The organism is Mycobacterium hippophais (assembly GCF_027529605.1).
GTDB classification, from domain to species: Bacteria; Actinomycetota; Actinomycetes; order Mycobacteriales; family Mycobacteriaceae; genus Mycobacterium; species Mycobacterium arseniciresistens.
The window spans coordinates 27,275-46,464 of record NZ_JAPZPY010000003.1 but is presented as its reverse complement, the minus strand read 5'-3'; the positions used below and the strand labels follow the sequence as shown (position 1 = coordinate 46,464).

Here is a 19,190-nt window from a genome sequence, read left to right as displayed (position 1 = left end):
CCGGATGAGCACGCCGACGATGGACGACGCCGCGAAGGTGCTGGCCGATCCGACCGCATACGCCGACGATGCTCGGCTGCACGCGGCGCTGACACACCTGCGGGCGGACAACCCGGTCGCATGGGTCGACAACGCCCCGTACCGGCCGTTCTGGGCAATCACGAAGCACGCCGACATCATGGACGTGGAGCGCGCCAACGACCTGTTCCTGTCCGAACCACGTCCGCTGCTGTCCACCGCGGCCGCCGACGACTACGCCAAGGCGCAGCTCGAGGCGGGGATGGGGCTCCGCACCCTGATCCACATGGACGATCCGCACCACCGCAAGGTCCGGTCGATCGGCGCCGACTGGTTCCGTCCCAAGGCGATGCGCGCGCTGAAGATCCGCGTCGACGAACTGGCCAGGCGCTACGTCGACCAGATGCGCGACATCGGGCCTGAGTGCGACTTCGTCACCGACATCGCCGTGCAGTTCCCGCTCTACGTGATCATGTCGCTGCTCGGCCTGCCCGAGGAGGACTTCGGCCGCATGCACACGCTGACGCAGGAGATGTTCGGCGGCGACGACGACGAATACAAGCGCGGCACCACACCCGAAGAGCAGATGGCGGTGCTGCTCGACTTCTTCAACTACTTCTCGACGCTGACCGCATCACGCCGGGAGCAGCCGACAGACGATCTCGCATCGGCGATCGCCAACGGCCGCATCGACGGTGAGCCGCTCAATGACATGGACACCGCCTCCTACTACGTCATCGTCGCCAGTGCGGGACACGACACCACCAAGGACGCCATCTCTGGCGGGCTGCACGCGCTGATCGAGAATCCGGGCGAACTGGACCGGTTGCGCCGGCACCCTGAGCTGATGCCGACGGCGGTCGAGGAGATGATCCGCTGGTCGACGCCGGTCAAGGAGTTCATGCGCACCGCCGCGGAGGACACCGAGGTGCGCGGCGTGCCGATCGCCAAGGGTGAATCAGTCTATCTCGCATACGTTTCCGGCAACCGCGACGAGGAGATCTTCGACGAGCCGTTCCGGTTCGACGTCGGCCGCGACCCCAACAAGCACCTGGCGTTCGGTTACGGTGTGCACTTCTGTCTCGGCGCCGCGCTGGCCCGGATGGAGATGAACAGTCTGTTCACCGAACTGATCCCGCGGCTCGAGTCGATCGAGCCGGCCGGTCCTGCGGAACTGACGGCGACGACGTTCGTCGGCGGCCTCAAGCACCTGCCGATCCGGTACGCGTTGCGCTGACTCCCCCGTCGGCCTTCCTGGCGTGGGTGGCCAGGAAGCCGTCGACGGCCGCCTCCGCGCAGCCGCGGAAGTCGAAGTCGGCCAGCGTGCTCAGCCGGCCGAGGATGAGCGGTCCGATGAGCAGGGCGATCGCCCCGATCCGGTCGACCTCCACGAGTTCTTCGCGCGCCTGCGGGCTGTCGAAGATCGCGTCGAACGGCACCGTGTAGAGCGCCATGATGCGCTCGCGCAGGGTGGCGACGGCCGTCCCGTCGCTGTCGACCGCACCCGATTCGCGGACCTCGGCCCACGGCCCGAGGTCGGGACCCGACGCCAGCCACGTCATCGCGGCCAGCGTCGTGGGCACCTCGGCAATCGAGTCGGCCCAGCCGACGACCACGGCCATCAGCTTGTCGCGCAGCTCGCCCTCAGGGGGCGGCATCGGCGCAGGCTGCAGCAGGCTCACGAAGGCCGCGGCGAGAAGGTCGTTGGCACTGGAGAAGTGGCGGTAGAGGGTGGCGCGCGCGACGTTGGCGGTGCGGGTGACCGCGTCGATCGTCACCGCACTCGGGCCGCCCGAACGCAGCAGCGTGGTCGCGGCTTCCAGCAATGCGGCACGGGAGCGCGCCGGTCGCGGATCGGTACTACCGCCGGCCATTGTTTACACCACCTTCCGCGGGGGAACAAGACTATCGGTCTCGCTACGAGACGGTTAGTCTCAAAAATCACTCCTCCGGAAGGAGAGGTCCATGGTCGACACTCTCGCCCGGCCCGGTCAGCCTACCGATTCCCGGCTCGGCGACGTGTCGGCGCGCACCAGGACCTGGCTGCTCGCGGTGGCATGCCTGGACGTGCTGCTGGTGATCTCGTCGATGGTGGCGCTGAACGCGGCCATGCCCGACATCGCCGTCAACACCGCCGCGACCCAGACCGAGCTCACCTGGGTGGTCGACGGCTACACGCTGGTGCTGGCCTGCCTGTTGCTGCCCGCCGGTGCTGTCGGTGACCGCTACGGCCGCCGCGGCGCCCTGCTGGCCGGGCTGGCGGTGTTCGCCGCCGCCTCGGTCGCTCCGGTGTTCTTCGACGCCCCACTGCAGATCATCATCGCGCGTGCGGTCGCGGGAGCGGGCGCCGCTCTGATCATGCCCGCGACCCTCTCGCTGCTCACCGCGGGCTTCCCGAAAGCCGAGCGCAACAAGGCCGTCGGCATCTGGGCCGGTGTCTGCGGGTCCGGCGCCATCATCGGTTTCCTCGGCACCGGTGTGCTGCTGCACTTCTTCTCGTGGCAGTCCATCTTCTGGGCGTTCGCGATCGTCGCCGTCGTACTCTTCGGGCTGACGATGACCATCACATCCTCCCGTGACGAGTCGGGCGCTCCCGTCGACTGGGCCGGCGGAGTCCTCGTCGCCGCGGCAGTGGCGGTCTTCGTCTTCGGTGTGATCGAGGCGCCCGCCCGTGGCTGGTCCAGTCCGGTGGTGTGGGGATGTGTGGGCGCCGGCCTGGCGCTCACCGCGGCATTCGCCGCACTTCAGCTCCGGCTGACGCATCCGCTCCTCGACGTGCGGCTGTTCCGGCGGCCGGACTTCGCGACCGGCTCACTCGGGGTCACCTTCCTGTTCTTCGCGAACTTCGGCTTCTTCTTCCTCGTGATGCAGTACATGCAACTGGTACTCGGGTACAACCCGTTGCAGACCGCCTTCGCGCTCACGCCGCTGGCGGTCCCGGTGCTGATCCTCAGCGCGCTGACACCGCTGTACCTGCCCCGCATCGGCTTGCGGCTCTCGGTCACCGTGGGCCTGCTCCTCCTCGCGGCGGGACTTGCGTGCATGCGCATACTCGACGTCGAGTCGTCCTACTGGGATCTGGCCTGGCCGTTGATGATCGTCAGCGCCGGCATCGGGCTGTGCACGGCGCCGACGACGTCGGCGATCATGGGCGCGGCGCCCGACGAGAAACAGGGGGTGGCCTCAGCGGTCAACGACACCACGCGCGAGGTCGGCGCGGCCCTCGGCATCGCCGCTGCCGGCTCGGTGCTCGCCGCCCAGTACGGCAACCTGCTCTCCCCCGCCGTCGCCGCGCTGCCGGAACCCGTTCGCGGGCCGGCGCTGGACTCGCTGGCCCAGGCGCTGGAGGTCGCCGAACGCCTCGGCCCGCAGGGCGCCAAGTTGGCCGCCGACGCCAACCACGCCTTCCTGCAGGCGATGGACGGCTCACTGCTCGTGCTGGCGGTGGCGGTGACCGTCGCGGCGGTGTTCGTGGCGGTGTGGTCGCCGGGGCGCGACGGCAGGCAGTCGCGCCACCTTCGCCGGCTCGCCGCGGTTCCGCGCGCCCGCCGCATCGCCGGCCTCCGGGCTGTGCCGCCGGCCCGGCGCGGCTAACCTGGCGGCGTGCGCCTGCTGCTGGCCAATCCGAACACGACCGCGTCGATGACCCGGGCCATCGCCGCGGGCGCCGCGGCGGTCGCGCGAGCGGACACCGTCGTCGAGGCGGTGAACCCGCAGGCCGGCCCCGCCAGCATCGAGAACGACGACGACGAACGCCGTTGCGTCCCCGGCCTTCTCGAGTTGCTCGCCGAGGCCGCCCGCCGCCCCGCCGAATACCGCCCGGACGCGTACGTGGTCGCCTGCTTCGGCGATCCCGGACTGGACGAGGCCCGCCGGACACTCGACGTTCCCGTGCTGGGAATCGCCCAGGCCGCCATGCACGCGGCCGCCCTTGCGGCGGGCAGCTTCTCGGTGGTGACGTCGATGTCGGCGACCGTGCCGAGGGCCTGGCAACTCGCGAAGAGCTACACCCCTTCGGCGTGCGTCGGCGTCCACGCGTGCGACATCCCGGTGCTGCGCATCGATTCCGATCCTTCGACGATCGAACCCATCGGTGATCTGTGCGCCGCAGCGCTGACCGGTGACGGCAGCCGGTCGATCGTGCTGGGCTGCGCGGCGATGGCCCGCTTCGCCGAACCGTTGCGGCGCCGTCTCGGTGTCCCGGTTGTCGACGGCGTCGCCGCGGCGACCCTGCTGGCCGAGGCGATCGTGCCCCTCGTCACCCGCTGACGAACTCCGCCGCCCGGTGCCCGATCATCGCGATCGTGGCGTGCGGACCCCGGCCGGTGATCACCGGCATGATCGAGCCGTCAGCCACCCACAGATTGTCGACGCCGTGCACGCGGCAGCGCGGGTCGACGACCGCGGCGTCGTCGTCTTCGGAGCCCATCCGGGCCGATCCGCACAGGTGCTGCGAGGTCGACCACGCGGCAGCCGCCAGGCCCGACGGGCCGCCGATGATGTCGGCGGCGAGCTCGGCTCCGGCCGCGAGCGCGGCGACGTCGGCCGGCTCGCTGTCGTAGCGGTGCTCGATCACCGGGGCCGCCGACGGGTCGTCGGAGGCCAACCTGATCCGCCCGCGCGACCGCGGCTTCATCAGCGCGATCCCCAGGTGCGGCCGGTCCGACGGGTCGTGACCCGGGCCGTGCACCATCGCGGCGAAACCGGCTGTGTAGGGCCGAATCTCGACTTCGTCCGTGGTCAGCACGGCCTCCAGCGGGGGAAGATCGTGGGTCGGAGTCCAGTCCACCGGGAGCACCCACTCCGGGTGGTCCGCCGTCGCGACGCCGACCGGGAGGTCGGCGACCACCGCAATGCCCAGTGGCTCGAGCACCTCCGGCGGACCAACTCCGGAGAGCATCAGCAGCTGCGCCGTGCCGATGGCGCCCGTGCACAGCACCACCCGGTCGGCGGTGAGTAGGTCGTCACCGGCAGGTCCTCGGCACTGCACGCCGACCACCCGCCCCGCCGCGAGATCGAGACGCAGTACCCGCGTGTCCGCCATCAGCGTGAGGTTGGCCCGGTCGAGTGCGGGTTGCAGGAAGGCGCCGCCCGGGCCCACCCGGGTTCCGCCATGGATGTTCAGCGGAACGGCTCCCACCCCCAGCGGCGACGGCGCCTCCGGTGTCGCGCCGTTCAGGTCGTGCACCCAGCGGTAGCCGGCGTCGAGGGCCGCCTCGACGAAGGATGCTGTGCAGCCGTCGAATTCGCGGACCCTGCGCACCACGATGGGGCCCGACGATCCGTGCAGCGGGCCGGTGACGTCGATGTCGTTCTCGATCGCCACGAAGTGTGGGAGCACGTCCTGCCAGCTCCACCCCGGCTGCGCCCAATCGGCGAAATCGCCCGGCAGCCCCCGGCAGAAGTAGCCGCCGTTCACCGCGCCGGACCCGCCGACCACCGCGCCGCGCATGATCGACGCCGGTCGCGCCGGCCGGTCGGTGAGGGTGGTCGGAAAGTGCCGGACCACCGAGCTCGCCGCGCCGATCGGCAGCCGCAGTCCGTCGCTGATCTGCGCGCGCACCCGCGGGTCGGTGGGTCCCGGGCCGGCCTCCACCACCGTGACCAGGCGCCCGCGGTCGGAGGAAAGGCGCTCGGCAAGAACGGATCCGGCGCTGCCGGCGCCGACGATCAAGACGTCGCTGTGCAAGGCGGCGGTCAGGTCCGGATCTGCGGCTTCAGTGCGCCTGCATGCCGCTCGCGGACCACCCCGGTCCACAACCCCAGTCCGTAGGCGATGTCGTCGAGCCGCTTGAGCAGCAGGTACGTCAGCAATCCCACCGGTCTGGTGTCGTCATCGGCGTTGCCCTTGCGGGCCAGCCAGTCCGCCACCCCGTCGACTATCGCCGCCACGAGCACCGCCTGCCTGCATCGCTGCGACAGCAGCGCCGCGACCAGCGCCACCGGCCAGTAGTGCCGGCAGATCGCCGACGCGAGCTGCAGGGCGGCGGCCCACAGCCCGTGCGCCGCCACCGCGGCGACTTCGCCCGGCTCGGTGTGGACGGGGCGCAGCGAGTTCGCGATCCGGCGGCCGGTGACACCGGCGACCAGCAGCGACGCCAGGAAACCCGCGTACGAGCCCATCGCCAGCAGCAGCCAGGCCGCCAGACTCCATCCGGAGATCACCAGCGGAGCGGTCTTACCGGGATGGCGCACTGACAGCGGCGCCGCCGACTCGCCGTAGAATGCCTTGCGCGAGAACCAGTCCCGGATGTGTGTCCGATGGTCGTGGCCCACCAGCGCGATCGGCTCGTAGCGCAGCCGGGCGCCGGCCTCGACCAGCCGCCAGCACAGATCGACGTCCTCGCCCGAGCGCATCGTCTCGTCGAAGCCACCGAGCTCGGTCAGCACCGCCCTGCGGCAGATGATCGCGGCACTGGGAACGTAGGACACCGCTCCGAACGGCACCACCGGCGCCTCGCGCAGCCCGAGGTCGAGCGACGAACGCACCGCCTCGTACCGGGCGACCACGTTGTCGGGCTGGCGGAGGCCGACGATGCGCGGGGCGACCAGGGCCACCGCCGGATCGCAGAAGTGGCCGAGCAACGCCTCAAGCCAACCGCGGCGCGGCACCACGTCGGAGTCCAGGAACGCCACGTAGTCGGTGTTGCTGGCCACCAGTCCGGTGTTCCGTGCGGCCGACGGCCCCCGGCATTCGGGATGCCGGATCACCTGCACGTCGCAGTGCATGCCGGCGAAGTCGGACTGCTGTACCGGCACGGCCGACCCGTCGTCGACGACGACCACCCGCAGGCCACGCAGCGCAGCGACCAGTCGGTGCACCCCAGATGGGTTGTCACGCACCGGGACGACGACGGTGACGTCGCGATGCGACGGTCCGCTGGCCGGTCTCGGATGGGCGACGGTCGCGTCGAGGAGGGTGCGGGCCAGCTGCGCGCTGATCGCGTCGTGCACCTCGAGGCGGCCGCCGGTGAGCATCGTCTGCGCCGTCGGGGCCAGCCGGAGCAGCCTGGTCGGCGAGCCGCCGAGCAGCGCCGAGCCCTCGCCGAGCACCTTGACGCGCCGATCCACCTGGACCGCGAAGCCGTCGGGAAGCCGGGGACCGGTCACCTCAGCCGTCCGTCCCGGTCGGGTTGCCACCGCGCGACCCGCCCGGCGCAGCCCGCGACCATCTCGGCGAAGATCCTGGCGCCCTCGGCGGCGGTGGCCGTCGTCGGGTCGCCGAGCACCCCGACCTCGCTGACGGCCGCGACGCCACCGGTGCGCATTGCTGGCATCAGTTCGGCGAGCGGTGCGGTGTTGCCGGGAACCAGATCGTCGATGCGCACGTCGCTCGGCGAAAGATGGAGCAGTATCGACGTTTCGGTGTGACCGGCGTGTGCATCGGCATTCTCGGCGCTGCACGGGCACCAGGCGACGTCGCGCCCCTCGTAGCGGAGCAAAGCGACCGCGGCCGAAAGCGCCTCGGTGTTTCCGCCGTGCCCGTTGACGAAGACCAGTTGCGATGCCCATCTCGCCGCCGACCGGCCGAACTCCACCAGCAGCAGACGCAGGGCAGAAGTGCCGATCGACACCGTGCCGGCAAACCCCTCGTGCTCCCCGCTCGCGCCGTAGCTCAACGCCGGACCCAGCAGCCACTCACCGCCCGGGGCCACCCGGAGTTGCTCGGCAACGCCTGCGGCCACCGCGGTGGCGATCCGGGTGTCGGTGTCCAGCGGCAAATGGGGTCCGTGCTGCTCGATCGAACCGATCGGGACGATCAACGCCGAGGACGTGTACTGCAGCCGCCTCGACGTTGAGTTCCCAAGCTCGCTGGGGGAAGCCACCCGCCGATGGTAGGCCGAATTAACCTGGTGTGCGCCGATTGTTGGCGTATGCGCAGCAATTGATTTCACAACTAGATTGCCCAGCGCCGAAGGTCCCACCCCGTGAGCCTCTCAGGCCACCCCTGTCACAGCGGCGGGCAGGTGCGGGACGGGCCGGCCTCAGGTGTCGGTACCAGCGGAGACGCCGAGAGCACGGGTGAAGCCGTCGGGTATCAGGATGTCCTCGGGCGTCAGATCGTGAATCGAGGATTTGCCCAGTGCCATCAGCGCCGAGTCGATGCCCCCGCGAAGAATGTCGAGCACGTTCTCCACACCCGCCTGGCCGTTGGCCGCCAGACCCCACAGATAGGCCCGGCCGATCATGACCGCCCTGGCCCCGAGGGCGACGGCCTTCACGACGTCGCTGCCGCGCCGGATCCCGCCGTCCAGCAAAACCTCGACCTGGTCGCCGACGGCGTCGGCGATGGCGGGCAGGCACCGGATCGCCGCCGGGGTGCCGTCCAGGTTGTTGCCGCCGTGGTTGGACACGGTGATCGCCGAAACACCCGCGTCCACCGCGCGTTTGGCGTCGTCGACCCGCACCATGCCCTTGAGCAGGAACGGGCCGCCCCACTGCTCGCGCAGCCAGGCGATGTCGTCCCAGGTGGGCGGGGGTGTGCCCATCCACTGCCCGTAGGCCTCGAAGAACGTGGGCCCCGGCTCGCCGCGCCTGCCCTGATTGGGTACCCGCAGGTCCGGCGGCCGCAGCGTCTTGGCGAAGCTGTAGAACCAGCGCGGCTTGGTGATCACCTCGGGCGACATCCGCAGCATGGTGCGCAGGTCCATCCGCTCCGGGATCTTGGGGCTGCCCCAGTCGCGGCCGTGGCTGAAGCTCCAGTCGGTGGTGGCGATCATGCCGACCGCGCCGGCGTCCTTGGCGCGCTGTACCCGCTCGGCGATCTCGTCGCGGCTGCCCAGCCAGTAGATCTGGAAGAAGATCTTGTCGTTGACGGCGACGACCTCCTCCATCGGCTTGCTGGCGAAGGAGGACAGCCCCATCGCCGTGCCCCGCGCCGCTGCGGCGCGTGCGACGGCGACCTCGCCGTCGGGGTCGATGGCCTGGACACCGGTCGGCGAGATGACGACGGGCATCGAGATGTCTTGTCCCATCACCGTTGTCGCCATGTCGCGCTTCTCGGTGGCGCCGATCACGTGCGGTGCGAAGCCGAGTTCGGAGAAGGCCTCGACGTTGTCGGATACCGAAACGCCCTTCTCGCTCGCCGAGATCAGCGACGAATACGCGGACTTCGGCAGGCGCTTCTTCGCGCGCTGCTGGGCGATGGCGACGGTCTCGAACCAGGTGTCGCGGGCCATGGGTTACACCGGACTTTCGTTACACAGCCGGGCGGGCGGCTTGGTCAGCAGTTTGAGCGGTATCGGGCCCGGACCGGACACCTGACGGGTGCCCCGGGAGTGGTCGCCGCTGGGCCGCGGCTTGGCCCTACCCTGGGCGAGCGCGGGCGCACCGAAGCCCTGGACGCACTCCGGGTCGGGGCCGTCGAGCGGCAGGCCGGTGAAGAACTTGGCGGCCATGCAGCCGCCTCGGCAGCCGTCGTAGTGCGCACAGCCCGAGCAGGCGCCCGCCGATTGCGGCTCGCGCAGTTCGCGGAACAGCGGCGCGTTCTTCCATACAGCGGAGAAGCCTGTGCCGAATCCGCGGTCCTCCAGGATGTTTCCGGCCAGGAACTTGTCGTGGATCGCGAACGGGCACGCGTAGACGTCGCCGACGGGATCGATCAGGCACACCACCCGGCCGGCGCCGCACAGGTTGAGCCCCGCGAGTGCGCCCGGCTCACCGAGACCGGACAGGTGGAAGAAGGAGTCACCGGTGAGCACCCGCTCACCCTTGGCGACCAGCCAGTCGTAGAGCTGCACCTGCTGTTCGGCGGTGGGGTGGAGCTCGTCCCAGACGTCGGCCCCGCGGCCGGACGGACGCAGCCGGGTGATGCGCAGGGTGGCGCCGTAGCGGTCGGCCAGCGCCTTGAAGTCGTCGAGCTGGTCGACGTTGTGGCGGGTCACCACCACCGAGATCTTGGCGTCGGAGAAACCGGCGGCCTCGAGGTTCTCCAGCGCGCGCACCGCCATCGCGAAGGATCCCTTGCCGCGCACCGCGTCGTTGACCTCCGCGGTGGCGCCGTCGAGGGAGATCTGCACGTCGACGTAGTCGCTGGCGGCCAGCTTCGCGGCCACCTCCGGGGTGATGCGCACCCCGTTGGTGGAGAACTTCACCCCGACGTGGTGGGCGGTCGCATAGTCGACCAGTTCCCAGAAGTCCGGGCGCACAGTGGGTTCGCCGCCACCGATGTTGACGTAGAACACCTGCATGCGTTCGAGCTCGTCGATGATGTCCATGCACTGCCGGGTCGACAACTCGCGCGGATCGCGCTTGCCCGACGAGGACAGGCAGTGCACGCACGCGAGGTTGCAGGCGTAGGTGAGTTCCCATGTCAGGCAGATCGGCGCGTCCAGGCCGTGCTCGAACTGCTCGATGAGGCGCGGAACGGGGACTGTGGATGTCACGGTGTCTGGCCCTCCCGGGTCACGAGCATCTTGGACTGGGCCAGCACGCCCAGTGCGTGCAGGTAAGGCGCCTGCTGCGCATCGTCGATTCCGGCTGCGCGGCAGGCGGATCGGATATCGGGGTGGTCGTCGAGCGAAGTGACCACCTCGACGATGGTCCGGTTCTTCAGGAACGACAGCTTGCGGGTGCCGAAGTGATAGAGCAGCGCGCCGAACGATTCCGGCCGCACCGCCACCTGGTGGTGCAGCCGCCACGCCACGTCCGGATCGAACCCCGCGTCGGGCCTCGGATCGGAACGCGGGCCCGGCCGGGCACCCGCAGCCGTCGTCATGGTCAGTAGACCCCGCACATCCCGTCGATCGAGACCTCTTCGACGAGGGTCTCGGTGACGAGCTCGGTGTCGGCTTCGACGTTCTGATTCGGTTCCATAACCGCCGCCTTTCGTGTGGACTGGTTCTCGACAGGTGTGACCGAGATCGCAAGAATATGGCATCGGGTGCCGAAATGGAAGGGTGGGTCGGATGCGGGACGATGCGGCACCCCGTCCACAGGCCGGCGATGTCAAGCGTGGCGTGGGCCGGCGCCGCTCCACCACGGGTGAGCACATCACCGACGTCGCTCTCGATCTGTTCACCGCCCGGGGGTTCGACGAGGTCAGCGTCGACGACGTCGCCGCCGCGGCGGGCATCGCCCGGCGCACCCTGTTCCGCTACTACCCGTCCAAGAACGCCATCCCGTGGGGCGACTTCGACGCCCACCTGGACCGGATGCGGGCCCTGCTGGACGCCGCCGACCCGCAGGTGCCGATCGGCGACTCGCTGCGCGCGGCGCTGCTGGCGTTCAACCGGTTCGACGAGGCCGAGACGCCACGACACCGGCAGCGCATGCGCGTCATCCTGCAGACCGATGCGCTGCAGGCACATTCGATGACGATGTACGGCGGTTGGCGTGCGGTGGTGGCGGAGTTCGTGTCCCGCAGGCTGGGGACCAAGCCCGCCGACCTGGTTCCGCAGACCGTGGCGTGGACGATGCTCGGCACCGCACTTTCGGCGTACGAGCACTGGCTGGCCGACGAGTCGGTGTCACTCGCCGACGCCCTCGACGCCGCATTCGACACGGTCAGCGACGGCCTGCGGGCGCTCGACCGGGATCCTTTGAGGCCGGAGAGAAGAAAAACGTGATCGGGGCGTCGGAGTCCGGGTTCCGGTGGCGACGTTGAGGGTGTGAGCGTCCCATCCGGGCGGGCCGATCCCGCTCAAGCGCCGCAGCGTCTGATAGCGCTGTACGACGAGGCGTTGCCGTCCGTGTACGGCTACTTCGTCCGGCGCTGCGGCGACCGCGGCACCGCCGAGGACCTGACGTCGGAGACCTTTCTGGCCGCCATGGACGCGGCCCGCAAGGACGTTCCACCGGCGATCTCGGTGCCGTGGTTGATCGGGGTGGCGCGGCACAAGCTCGCCGATCACTATCGCCGCCGGCATGACCGGTTCAGCGTTCCGGTCGCCGAGCTGCCCGAACCCGTGGACCCGATCGACCACTGGGATGCCGAATTGGACCGCATCGTCGCCGAGAGCGTGCTCGCCAGGCTGCCCGAACACCATCGGACCGTACTGGCGCTGCGCTACATGGACGACTGCTCGGTACCCGAGTGCGCCGAACTGATCGGCCGCACGGTGCACGCCACCGAGGCGCTGCTGGTGCGGGCCCGCCGCGCATTCCGCACGCACTACCCGGAAGGAGGGACCCCGTCATGAAGGGTGTGAACAACAACCACGATCCGTTGGACGCACTGCAGGGCGACGACCTTCCGGTACAACCCGATCCGGCGTTCGCGGCACGGCTGCGGTCGCGCCTGGAATCGGCGCTCACCCTTCCCCGTCAAACCTCAGGAGTTGTCATGAGTGGCACCGACACCGCAATCGCCGAACTGAACGAGACCACCGCCGCACCGGCGGCCGCGTCGACCGTCCCCCGCTCCGCCGCACTGCCCTACCTCGCGGTCGCCGACGGCCGGGCCGCCATCGACTGGTACGTCGACGCCCTGGGCGCGACGTTGGTCGGTGAACCGATCGTGATGGACGACGGCCGCGTCGGCCACGCCGAGTTGGCTTTGTCCGGCGGGGTGTTCTACCTGGCCGACGAGTATCCGGAACTCGGACTGAGAGCGCCGGATCCGCAAGCGGTTTCGGTCAGTCTGATGATCGCCGTACCCGATACCGACGCCGCCCTGCGCCGGGCCCGCGACCGCGGCGCCCGGGTGCAGAGCGAGGCCTATGAGCAGCACGGCTCGCGGGGCGCATCGATCACCGACCCGTTCGGCCATCGGTGGATGCTGTCCGGGCCGCTCACCGGCGCCGCCACCCCGATCCAACACGGTGACGTCGGCTACGTCTCGTTGTGGACGCCCGACGCCGATCGCGCGGCCGCCTTCTACGGCCACGTGCTGGGCTGGGCCTACGACCCGGCGACACACCGGGTCACCAACACCGGCCAGCGCATCGGCATCTTCTCCGTCGGCGACCGCAGCACGCTGTTCTGCTGCTACGCCGTCACCGACCTCGCGGGCGCGCGGCAGTCGATCCTCGACGGCGGCGGAAGCGTCGACGAGGTGCAGCAGTTCGACTTCGGCGCGGTGCTCGGCGCCACCGACGCCTCGGGTATGGAGTTCGCGGTGTACCAGCCCGCGCCCGGTGAGCCGCGGCCCGAGCTCAATGGCGGTGGACCGGGCGAACTCTCGTACATCACCTACGAGGTCGAGGACTCGGCGGCGTTCAAGTCGTTCTACAGCCGGGTGCTGTTCTGGACGTTCGAACGGGGCCGTGTCGACGACGGCTGGGGCGTCACGGGCCCGCACCCGATGTCGGGGATGGCCGGCGGTAGCGCCACCCCCACCACCGTGCCGATGTGGACGGTCGCGGACATCGACGCGGCCGTGCGGCGGGTCGTCGAGGCCGGCGGCACCGTGATCGAGCAGCCGGCACGGCAGCCCTACGGCGTCACCGCCCAGTGCACCGACGACCAGGGCGGCCGCTTCTACCTCGGCGAGTTCTAGGGATTTCGGCGCGGAAACGTTCGCTGAGCGACGGTTTCCGCGCCGAACTCGCTCAGGGCTTGGGCAGGACGTCGGCGATCGGGGCGCCGTTGGCGATCTTGGCCCTGGTCTTCATGACCTTGCCCGGCATGCCGCCGCCGACCACACCCGCGACCACACCGTCGCGCTCGTAGAACGCCAGGAACTTGCGGCCGTCGTCCTCGACGACGTGCACGATGTCGTCGGCCTCCGGCTCGCCGAGGCACTGGATCTTCACGTCGTACTGGTCGCTCCAGAAGTACGGCACGCTGACCACCTGGGGCACGTCCTGCCCGAGCATCGCCGGCACGAGAACCCGGGCCTGGTCGGCCACGTTGCTCCAATGTTCAACGCGCACTTGCTGACCCACGGTATCGCGCCAGGACGCCACGTCACCGATGGCCCACACGTTCGGGGCGCTGCTGCGGCCCTGCGCATCGCAGACCACGCCGTTGTCCAGTGCGATGCCGCTGCCCTCGAGCCAGCCGACCGCGGGGGTGGACCCGATGCCGACGACCACCAGGTCCGCCTCGACCTCGGCGCCGTCTGCGAGCACGACCTTCTCGACCTTGTCGGTGCCGACCACTTCCGACACCCCGACCCCGCACCGCACGTCGACGCCCTCGGCGCGGTGCACGCGGGCGACCAGCTCGCCGATCTGCTGACCCAGCACGTTGGCCAGCGGCGCGGGCTGCGGCTCGACCAGCGTCACCTCCACCCCCATGCTGCGCAGGCTGGCCGCGACCTCGCAGCCGATGAAGCCGGCGCCGACCACCACCGCGCGCCGTGCCGATCCGGCCTCCCGGCGCAGGGCGAGGCTCTCGTTGAAGTTCCGCAGCACGTGGATGCCCGCGAGATCGGGGAACGACGGGATGCGTTTGGGCACCAGACCGGTGGCGATCACCAGCTCGTCGTAGCCGATCTCGCGGCCGTCGGACAGCGTCAGCGTCCTGGCGGCGGTGTCGACGGACTTCGCCCCGGCGCCGAGCAGCATGGTGATGTCGTTCTCGTCGTAGAACTCGGCCGGCTTGAGCGTGACGTCGTCGGTCTCGCTGCGCAGTACTTCCTTCGACAGCGGCGGCCGGTCGTACGGCAGATGGTCCTCGTCGCTGACGATGGTCACCGCCCCGCTGAACTGCGAACGCCGCAGCTGCTCGGCGGTGCGAGCGGCCGCCAGGCCGCCGCCGACGATGACGATGCCCCCTGAAGTGCTCACGTGGGAGTTCTACACGATGACGCCCGCCACATGCACGTCACCCTGTGCCTTCGGACACCTCCGGAGCGGCGCGGTCGATGAGGTTCGACAGCACCACGATGCTCTCGCTGCGCTCGATGTCCGCACTCGCCCGGATGCGTTCCAGTGCCTGTTCGAGGTGCCGCATGTCGCGCGCGAGCACGTGCAGGATGGCGTCGGCGGTGCCGGTGACGGTGGCCGCGCTGACCACCTCGGGGATGTCGACCCACGCCGCCCGCAGTTCGTCGGGCGCAATTGTGCCGTGGCAGAACACCTGTACGAAGGCCTCGGTGTTCCAGCCGAGCGCGCTGCGGTCCACGACGGTGGTGAACCCGCGGATCACCCCGTCGTCGATCATCCGGTCGACCCGCCGCTTCACCGCGGGCGCCGACAGGCTGACCCGCTGGCCGATCTCGGCGAACGTCGCCCTGGCGTGCTCGGCCAATTCGGCCAGGATCCGCTCGTCGGTGCTGTCCAGACGGTCCATGATCACCTCCGCGCAATAGATTGCTGACATAGTAGCCGCAGCGCAATAGATCGTCGGTATACAAGCAATAGGCAGCGATTGATTGCACAACCGCGCCCTTCTATCGTCGATCCATGACGTTGTCCGCTGCCGACGCCCCAGTCGGCGCCCTGCCCGACGCACGAGTCGCCCGAACCCGCCGCTACGCCATGACGGCGCCCACCCACTTCGCCGTCGAGTACGCGATCAACCCCTGGATGGACACGACCGTTCCGGTCGACACCGCCCTCGCCGTCGCCCAGTGGGACGTCCTGCGCCGCACCTACGAAAGTCTCGGGCACACGGTCGAACTCGTCGACGCCCGCGCCGGTCTGCCCGACATGGTGTACGCCGCCAACGGCGCGGTGGTGGTCGGGGACAACGCGATCCTGGCCCGGTTCGCCTACCCGCAGCGGGCCGCCGAGTCCGCCGCCTACGCCGCCTGGCTCCAGCGGTGCGGCTTCGCGCCGGTGCACACCCGCCACCTCAACGAGGGCCAGGGCGATCTGTTGATGATCGGCCCGATGATGTTGGCCGGGTACGGCTTTCGCACCGACCGTCGCGCCCACGACGAGATCGCGGACATCCTCGACGTGCCGGTGCTGAGCCTCGAACTCATCGACCCGCGGTTCTACCACCTCGACACCGCACTCGCGGTGCTCGACGACACCACGGTGGCGTTCTACCCGCCGGCATTCGCCGAAGCCTCGCGGACCCACCTGCTCGAGGTCTTCCCCGATGCGATCGAGGTGGCCAGCGCCGACGCCTTCGCCCTCGGCCTCAACGCGGTGTCCGACGGGCTCAACGTGGTGCTGCCCGCCGCCGCCACCGGCTTCGCCGGGCAACTCCGCGACGCCGGCTTCCGTCCCGTCGGCGTCGACCTCTCCGAGCTGCTCAAGGGCGGCGGCTCCGTCAAATGCTGCACATTGGAGGTACACCCGTGACGATCGTGGACTTCGAGACGGAGACCGAGCGCGCCATCGCCCTCGACGACCGCCATGTCACCCACAACTACTCACCGCTGCCGGTGGTCGCCGCGCACGCGGAGGGGGTGTGGATCACCGACGTCGAAGGCCGTCGCCACCTCGACTGCCTGGCGGCCTACTCGGCGGTGAACTTCGGGCATCGCCATCCCGAGGTGATCGCCACCGCGCACGCGCAGCTCGACGCGGTGACCCTGGTCAGCCGCGCGTTCCACTCCGACCGGCTCGGCCCGTTCTGCGCCGCGCTGGCCGCGATGTGCGGGAAGGACATGGTGCTGCCGATGAACAGCGGCGCCGAGGCCGTCGAGAGTGCGCTCAAGGTGGCCCGCAAGTGGGGCACCGACGTCAAGGGCGTCCCCGCCGGCCTCGGCAACATCGTGGTGGCCGCCAACAACTTCCACGGCCGCACCACGACGATCATCAGCTTCTCCGACGACGAGACCGCCCGCCGCGGATTCGGCCCGTACACACCGGGATTCCGCTCGGTGCCGTTCGGTGACGCCGACGCACTGGCCGCCGTGATCGACGAGCACACCGTCGCGGTGCTGCTCGAGCCGATCCAGGGCGAAGCCGGCATCATCGTCCCGCCCGCGGACTACCTGCCGCGGGTCCGGCGCCTGTGCACCGACCGCGGCGTGCTGATGATCGCCGACGAGATCCAGTCCGGACTGGCCCGCACTGGCCGCACGTTCGCCTGTGACCACTGGGATGTGCGGCCCGACGTCTACCTGCTCGGCAAGGCGCTCGGGGGCGGGGTGGTGCCGCTGTCGGCGGTGGTCGCCGACCGCGACGTGCTCGGGGTGCTGCACCCCGGCGAGCACGGTTCCACGTTCGGCGGCAATCCACTGGCTGCCGCCATCGGCAGCACGGTCGTGGCGATGCTCGAGCGCGGCGAGTACCAGCAACGTTCGGCGCAGCTGGGCCGCGTCCTGCACGAGCGGCTGCGCGGGCTCATCGGCCACGGCGTGGTCGAGGTGCGCGGGCTGGGCCTGTGGGCCGGCGTCGACATCGATCCGGCGCTCGGCAGCGGGAAGCAGATCAGCCTGCGGCTCGCCGAGCGCGGCGTCCTGGTCAAGGACACGCACGGCTCGACGCTGCGATTCGCTCCCCCACTGGTGATCACCGAAGACGAGATCGCCTGGGCGGTGGATCAGTTCAGCGCCGTGCTGACGGGCTGAGCGGCAGGTCAGTACTTCATCACACCGCGGTCGACGGCGATCTGGCTGCCCGACAGCGTCGCCGATCCGTCGCCTGCGAGCCAGGCCACCACGTCGGCCACCTCGTCGGGTGACATGAACTCCTGCAGACCCTTCTTGCCATCGTGGTTGACGGGGTGCAGCGGCATCGGGGCGAAGCTGTGCAGGAAGCTCGGGTGCTTGCCGAACACCTCCATCATGGCGTCGCGCTCGACCATGGGCGTGTCGATCGAGTAGGGGTGGATCGAGTTGACCCGGATGCCGAATTCGCCCGCCTCGAGCGCGAGGCCGTTGGTCAGCGCGGTGAGTCCGTGCTTTGACGCGGAGTAGTGGCCGTTGCCGGGCGTGGCCTTCAGACCGGCCGACGAGCTGACGATGATGACCGAGCCGCCGTTACCGGCCTCGATCATCGCAGGCAGCGCTGCCCGGATCGTCTTCCACGTCCCGTTGAGGTTGACGTCGATGACGGTGTGCCACTGCTCTTCCGACATCTCCCAGAGCCGGCCCCAGCTGAGCACACCGGCGTTGGCCACCAGGATGTCGAGCCGGCCGAACTGCTCGACACCGTCGGCCACCACCTGCTGCAGCGCGGACAGATCGCGGATGTCGACCTCCCGGGCGAGCACCTTGCGGCCGGTCGACTCGACCGCACGCACCGTCTCGGCCAGTTCCTCGGAGGTGGCAGGCGGGTAGGTGATCGTGTCGGAGACCGGGGCGCAGATGTCGATCGCGATGATGTCGGCGCCGTCGGCGGCCAGCCGGACCGCGTGCGCCCGGCCCTGTCCCCGGGCGGCCCCGGTGATGAATGCCACTCGCCCGTCCAGGGGTCCACCCGATGCAGTCACCGCTGCTCCTTTCGCGATTACGCGATCAGGCTAACAGCCGAACTGGAACGTGTTCTAGATACCGCCGAGTCAGAGGTCGGCGATGATGGCCTGGCGCTTGGCGGCGTACTCCTCCTCGGAGACCGAGCCCATGGCCCGCAGCGTCTCGAGTTCCTGCAACCGGGCCGCGGTCGACTGTTGCGGCGGGGCGACCGCCGCGGCCGGCGACGGTGATGCCGACGGCGGGACTGCGGCGGGCATGGTGGCCGCTGCGGGCGGTGCGGCCGGCGCCTGCCGGGCCGCCGCCCGCCGGACGATGTCCTGCACCTGTTGCCGGGCGGCCGGATTGGAGCGCAGGTCGATCATGTTGTTCATGCCGATGTTGTGGGCCTTGAGGATCTGCAGGATCTCCATCAGCGGTTCCGCCTGACCGGTGAGGTCGTAGGTGCGGTTGTCCTCGGCCACCGTGAACGTCGCCGGCATCAGCCCGCCGATCAGACTGCTTCTGTCCCAGTCGATCTGGTACTCGTTGGTGGCCGGATCGACCAGCACGGCCAGCCTCCGGTTGGTGATCATCGGCAACCGGCCGATCGACGCGACCACCCGGTCCTGGCTGGCGAACGGCGCCAGTCCCGGACCCGAGATGTTCAGGTCCAGCTTGACCAGCGGCTGGTCGTTGATCCGCGTGCTGGTGTCGTGGATACCGGTGATCTGGGCCAGGGCGAGCACGCCGCCCGCCTCGAGCGCCTGCGTCTTCGCCGCGCGTTGCGCGTTCCACGACGCCAGCGCCAGCGCGACCAGGACGTCGACGACAGTGATCAGCAGGCCGGCCCAGAACATCCAGGCGACGTACTCACTTCGGCCCATCGCGAAGTAGACAACGAGAAAGATCGGCCCGACCAGGCCGCCGCACAGCAGGACCATCACCTGAGCTTTGATGTACCGCCACAACATCTGCCACACCCCTCGTCTGA

At 69.8% G+C, this 19,190-nt stretch carries 20 protein-coding genes; 8 read left to right on the top strand and 12 right to left on the bottom strand.

What is annotated here, in order from left to right; all coding sequences use genetic code 11:
* The first annotated feature begins 4 nt into the window (after positions 1-4).
* The gene (locus tag O6P37_RS08740) at positions 5-1,255 is read left to right on the top strand and encodes a cytochrome P450 (RefSeq protein ID WP_269893701.1); all 1,251 of its coding nucleotides are present in this window, start codon (positions 5-7) and stop codon (positions 1,253-1,255) included.
* On the opposite strand, the gene O6P37_RS08735 is transcribed toward O6P37_RS08740, so the two are convergent.
* Positions 1,221-1,892 carry a TetR/AcrR family transcriptional regulator gene (locus O6P37_RS08735; RefSeq protein WP_264011056.1) on the bottom strand — a complete coding sequence of 224 codons (672 nt, stop codon included), beginning with the start codon at positions 1,890-1,892 and terminating at the stop codon, positions 1,221-1,223. The genes O6P37_RS08740 and O6P37_RS08735 overlap by 35 nt on opposite strands.
* A gap of 91 nt (positions 1,893-1,983) precedes the next feature.
* Between O6P37_RS08735 and O6P37_RS08730 the strand changes: the two genes are divergently transcribed.
* Together O6P37_RS08730 and O6P37_RS08725 are read left to right on the top strand one after the other, a co-directional pair.
* Positions 1,984-3,612 carry an MFS transporter gene (locus O6P37_RS08730; RefSeq protein ID WP_269893700.1) on the top strand — a complete coding sequence of 543 codons (1,629 nt, stop codon included), beginning with the start codon at positions 1,984-1,986 and terminating at the stop codon, positions 3,610-3,612.
* Between the two features lie 9 nt (positions 3,613-3,621).
* Positions 3,622-4,287, top strand: coding sequence for an aspartate/glutamate racemase family protein (locus tag O6P37_RS08725; protein ID WP_269893699.1), 666 nt, complete (start codon positions 3,622-3,624; stop codon positions 4,285-4,287).
* On the opposite strand, the gene mftG is transcribed toward O6P37_RS08725, so the two are convergent.
* From mftG to mftA, 7 genes are all read right to left on the bottom strand, one after another.
* Positions 4,277-5,707, bottom strand: a complete 1,431-nt coding sequence (mftG, locus tag O6P37_RS08720) for a mycofactocin dehydrogenase MftG (RefSeq protein WP_269893698.1) — start codon at positions 5,705-5,707, stop codon at positions 4,277-4,279. The two genes, O6P37_RS08725 and mftG, sit on opposite strands and share 11 nt — an antisense overlap.
* Before the next feature lie 8 nt (positions 5,708-5,715).
* Positions 5,716-7,128: a mycofactocin biosynthesis glycosyltransferase MftF gene (gene mftF, locus O6P37_RS08715; RefSeq protein WP_269893697.1), complete on the bottom strand. Its 1,413-nt coding sequence runs from the start codon at positions 7,126-7,128 to the stop codon at positions 5,716-5,718.
* Complete coding sequence (mftE, locus tag O6P37_RS08710; RefSeq protein WP_269894145.1) at positions 7,125-7,883, bottom strand: mycofactocin biosynthesis peptidyl-dipeptidase MftE; 759 nt, start codon at positions 7,881-7,883, stop codon at positions 7,125-7,127. Before mftE ends, mftF begins: the two co-directional genes overlap by 4 nt.
* A 120-nt stretch (positions 7,884-8,003) precedes the next feature.
* Positions 8,004-9,197, bottom strand: a complete 1,194-nt coding sequence (mftD, locus tag O6P37_RS08705) for a pre-mycofactocin synthase MftD (RefSeq protein WP_269893696.1) — start codon at positions 9,195-9,197, stop codon at positions 8,004-8,006.
* Between the two features lie 3 nt (positions 9,198-9,200).
* A complete protein-coding gene (mftC, locus tag O6P37_RS08700) occupies positions 9,201-10,403 on the bottom strand; it encodes a mycofactocin radical SAM maturase (protein WP_269893695.1) in 1,203 nt (400 codons plus the stop codon).
* Complete coding sequence (gene mftB / locus O6P37_RS08695) at positions 10,400-10,735, bottom strand: mycofactocin biosynthesis chaperone MftB (RefSeq protein ID WP_269893694.1); 336 nt, start codon at positions 10,733-10,735, stop codon at positions 10,400-10,402. The genes mftC and mftB overlap by 4 nt, the downstream gene beginning before the upstream one ends.
* A 2-nt stretch (positions 10,736-10,737) precedes the next feature.
* A complete protein-coding gene (gene mftA / locus O6P37_RS08690; RefSeq protein ID WP_264011047.1) occupies positions 10,738-10,833 on the bottom strand; it encodes a mycofactocin precursor MftA in 96 nt (31 codons plus the stop codon).
* A gap of 92 nt (positions 10,834-10,925) precedes the next feature.
* Between mftA and mftR the strand changes: the two genes are divergently transcribed.
* The 3 genes from mftR to O6P37_RS08675 are packed head-to-tail and all read left to right on the top strand — an operon-like array spanning position 10,926 to position 13,456.
* Positions 10,926-11,585 carry a mycofactocin system transcriptional regulator gene (gene mftR / locus O6P37_RS08685; protein WP_269893693.1) on the top strand — a complete coding sequence of 220 codons (660 nt, stop codon included), beginning with the start codon at positions 10,926-10,928 and terminating at the stop codon, positions 11,583-11,585.
* A gap of 42 nt (positions 11,586-11,627) precedes the next feature.
* Positions 11,628-12,158 (top strand): RNA polymerase sigma factor, encoded by a 531-nt coding sequence (locus tag O6P37_RS08680; RefSeq protein WP_269893692.1) that lies wholly within the window; start codon positions 11,628-11,630, stop codon positions 12,156-12,158.
* 5 nt (positions 12,159-12,163) lie between these two features.
* Positions 12,164-13,456, top strand: a complete 1,293-nt coding sequence (locus tag O6P37_RS08675) for a VOC family protein (protein WP_269894144.1) — start codon at positions 12,164-12,166, stop codon at positions 13,454-13,456.
* Positions 13,457-13,508: 52 nt separating this feature from the next.
* Here the strand turns inward: O6P37_RS08675 and O6P37_RS08670 are convergent, their stop codons facing one another.
* Both O6P37_RS08670 and O6P37_RS08665 read right to left on the bottom strand, forming a co-directional pair.
* Positions 13,509-14,690 (bottom strand): NAD(P)/FAD-dependent oxidoreductase, encoded by a 1,182-nt coding sequence (locus O6P37_RS08670; RefSeq protein ID WP_269893691.1) that lies wholly within the window; start codon positions 14,688-14,690, stop codon positions 13,509-13,511.
* 37 nt (positions 14,691-14,727) lie between these two features.
* Complete coding sequence (locus O6P37_RS08665; RefSeq protein WP_269893690.1) at positions 14,728-15,195, bottom strand: Lrp/AsnC family transcriptional regulator; 468 nt, start codon at positions 15,193-15,195, stop codon at positions 14,728-14,730.
* A gap of 113 nt (positions 15,196-15,308) precedes the next feature.
* Between O6P37_RS08665 and ddaH the strand changes: the two genes are divergently transcribed.
* Positions 15,309-16,157 (top strand): dimethylargininase, encoded by an 849-nt coding sequence (ddaH, locus tag O6P37_RS08660; protein ID WP_269893689.1) that lies wholly within the window; start codon positions 15,309-15,311, stop codon positions 16,155-16,157.
* A complete protein-coding gene (gene rocD / locus O6P37_RS08655; protein ID WP_269893688.1) occupies positions 16,130-17,374 on the top strand; it encodes an ornithine--oxo-acid transaminase in 1,245 nt (414 codons plus the stop codon). The genes ddaH and rocD overlap by 28 nt, the downstream gene beginning before the upstream one ends.
* An 8-nt stretch (positions 17,375-17,382) precedes the next feature.
* On the opposite strand, the gene O6P37_RS08650 is transcribed toward rocD, so the two are convergent.
* The gene (locus O6P37_RS08650; protein WP_269893687.1) at positions 17,383-18,237 is read right to left on the bottom strand and encodes a mycofactocin-coupled SDR family oxidoreductase; all 855 of its coding nucleotides are present in this window, start codon (positions 18,235-18,237) and stop codon (positions 17,383-17,385) included.
* A 69-nt stretch (positions 18,238-18,306) separates the two neighbouring features.
* Complete coding sequence (locus O6P37_RS08645; RefSeq protein ID WP_269893686.1) at positions 18,307-19,170, bottom strand: SHOCT domain-containing protein; 864 nt, start codon at positions 19,168-19,170, stop codon at positions 18,307-18,309.
* Positions 19,171-19,190 lie beyond the last annotated feature (20 nt).

Excerpts from the sequence above, each read along its gene's own strand:
- O6P37_RS08740 (WP_269893701.1), top strand. The coding sequence starts at position 5 with ATGAGCACGCCGACGATGGACGACGCCGCGAAGGTGCTGGCCGATCCG.
- O6P37_RS08735 (WP_264011056.1), bottom strand. The coding sequence starts at position 1,892 with ATGGCCGGCGGTAGTACCGATCCGCGACCGGCGCGCTCCCGTGCCGCA.
- O6P37_RS08730 (WP_269893700.1), top strand. The coding sequence starts at position 1,984 with ATGGTCGACACTCTCGCCCGGCCCGGTCAGCCTACCGATTCCCGGCTC.
- mftD (WP_269893696.1), bottom strand. The coding sequence starts at position 9,197 with ATGGCCCGCGACACCTGGTTCGAGACCGTCGCCATCGCCCAGCAGCGC.
- mftB (WP_269893694.1), bottom strand. The coding sequence starts at position 10,735 with ATGACGACGGCTGCGGGTGCCCGGCCGGGCCCGCGTTCCGATCCGAGG.
- mftA (WP_264011047.1), bottom strand. The coding sequence starts at position 10,833 with ATGGAACCGAATCAGAACGTCGAAGCCGACACCGAGCTCGTCACCGAG.
- mftR (WP_269893693.1), top strand. The coding sequence starts at position 10,926 with ATGCGGGACGATGCGGCACCCCGTCCACAGGCCGGCGATGTCAAGCGT.
- O6P37_RS08665 (WP_269893690.1), bottom strand. The coding sequence starts at position 15,195 with ATGGACCGTCTGGACAGCACCGACGAGCGGATCCTGGCCGAATTGGCC.
- ddaH (WP_269893689.1), top strand. The coding sequence starts at position 15,309 with ATGACGTTGTCCGCTGCCGACGCCCCAGTCGGCGCCCTGCCCGACGCA.
- rocD (WP_269893688.1), top strand. The coding sequence starts at position 16,130 with ATGCTGCACATTGGAGGTACACCCGTGACGATCGTGGACTTCGAGACG.
- O6P37_RS08645 (WP_269893686.1), bottom strand. The coding sequence starts at position 19,170 with ATGTTGTGGCGGTACATCAAAGCTCAGGTGATGGTCCTGCTGTGCGGC.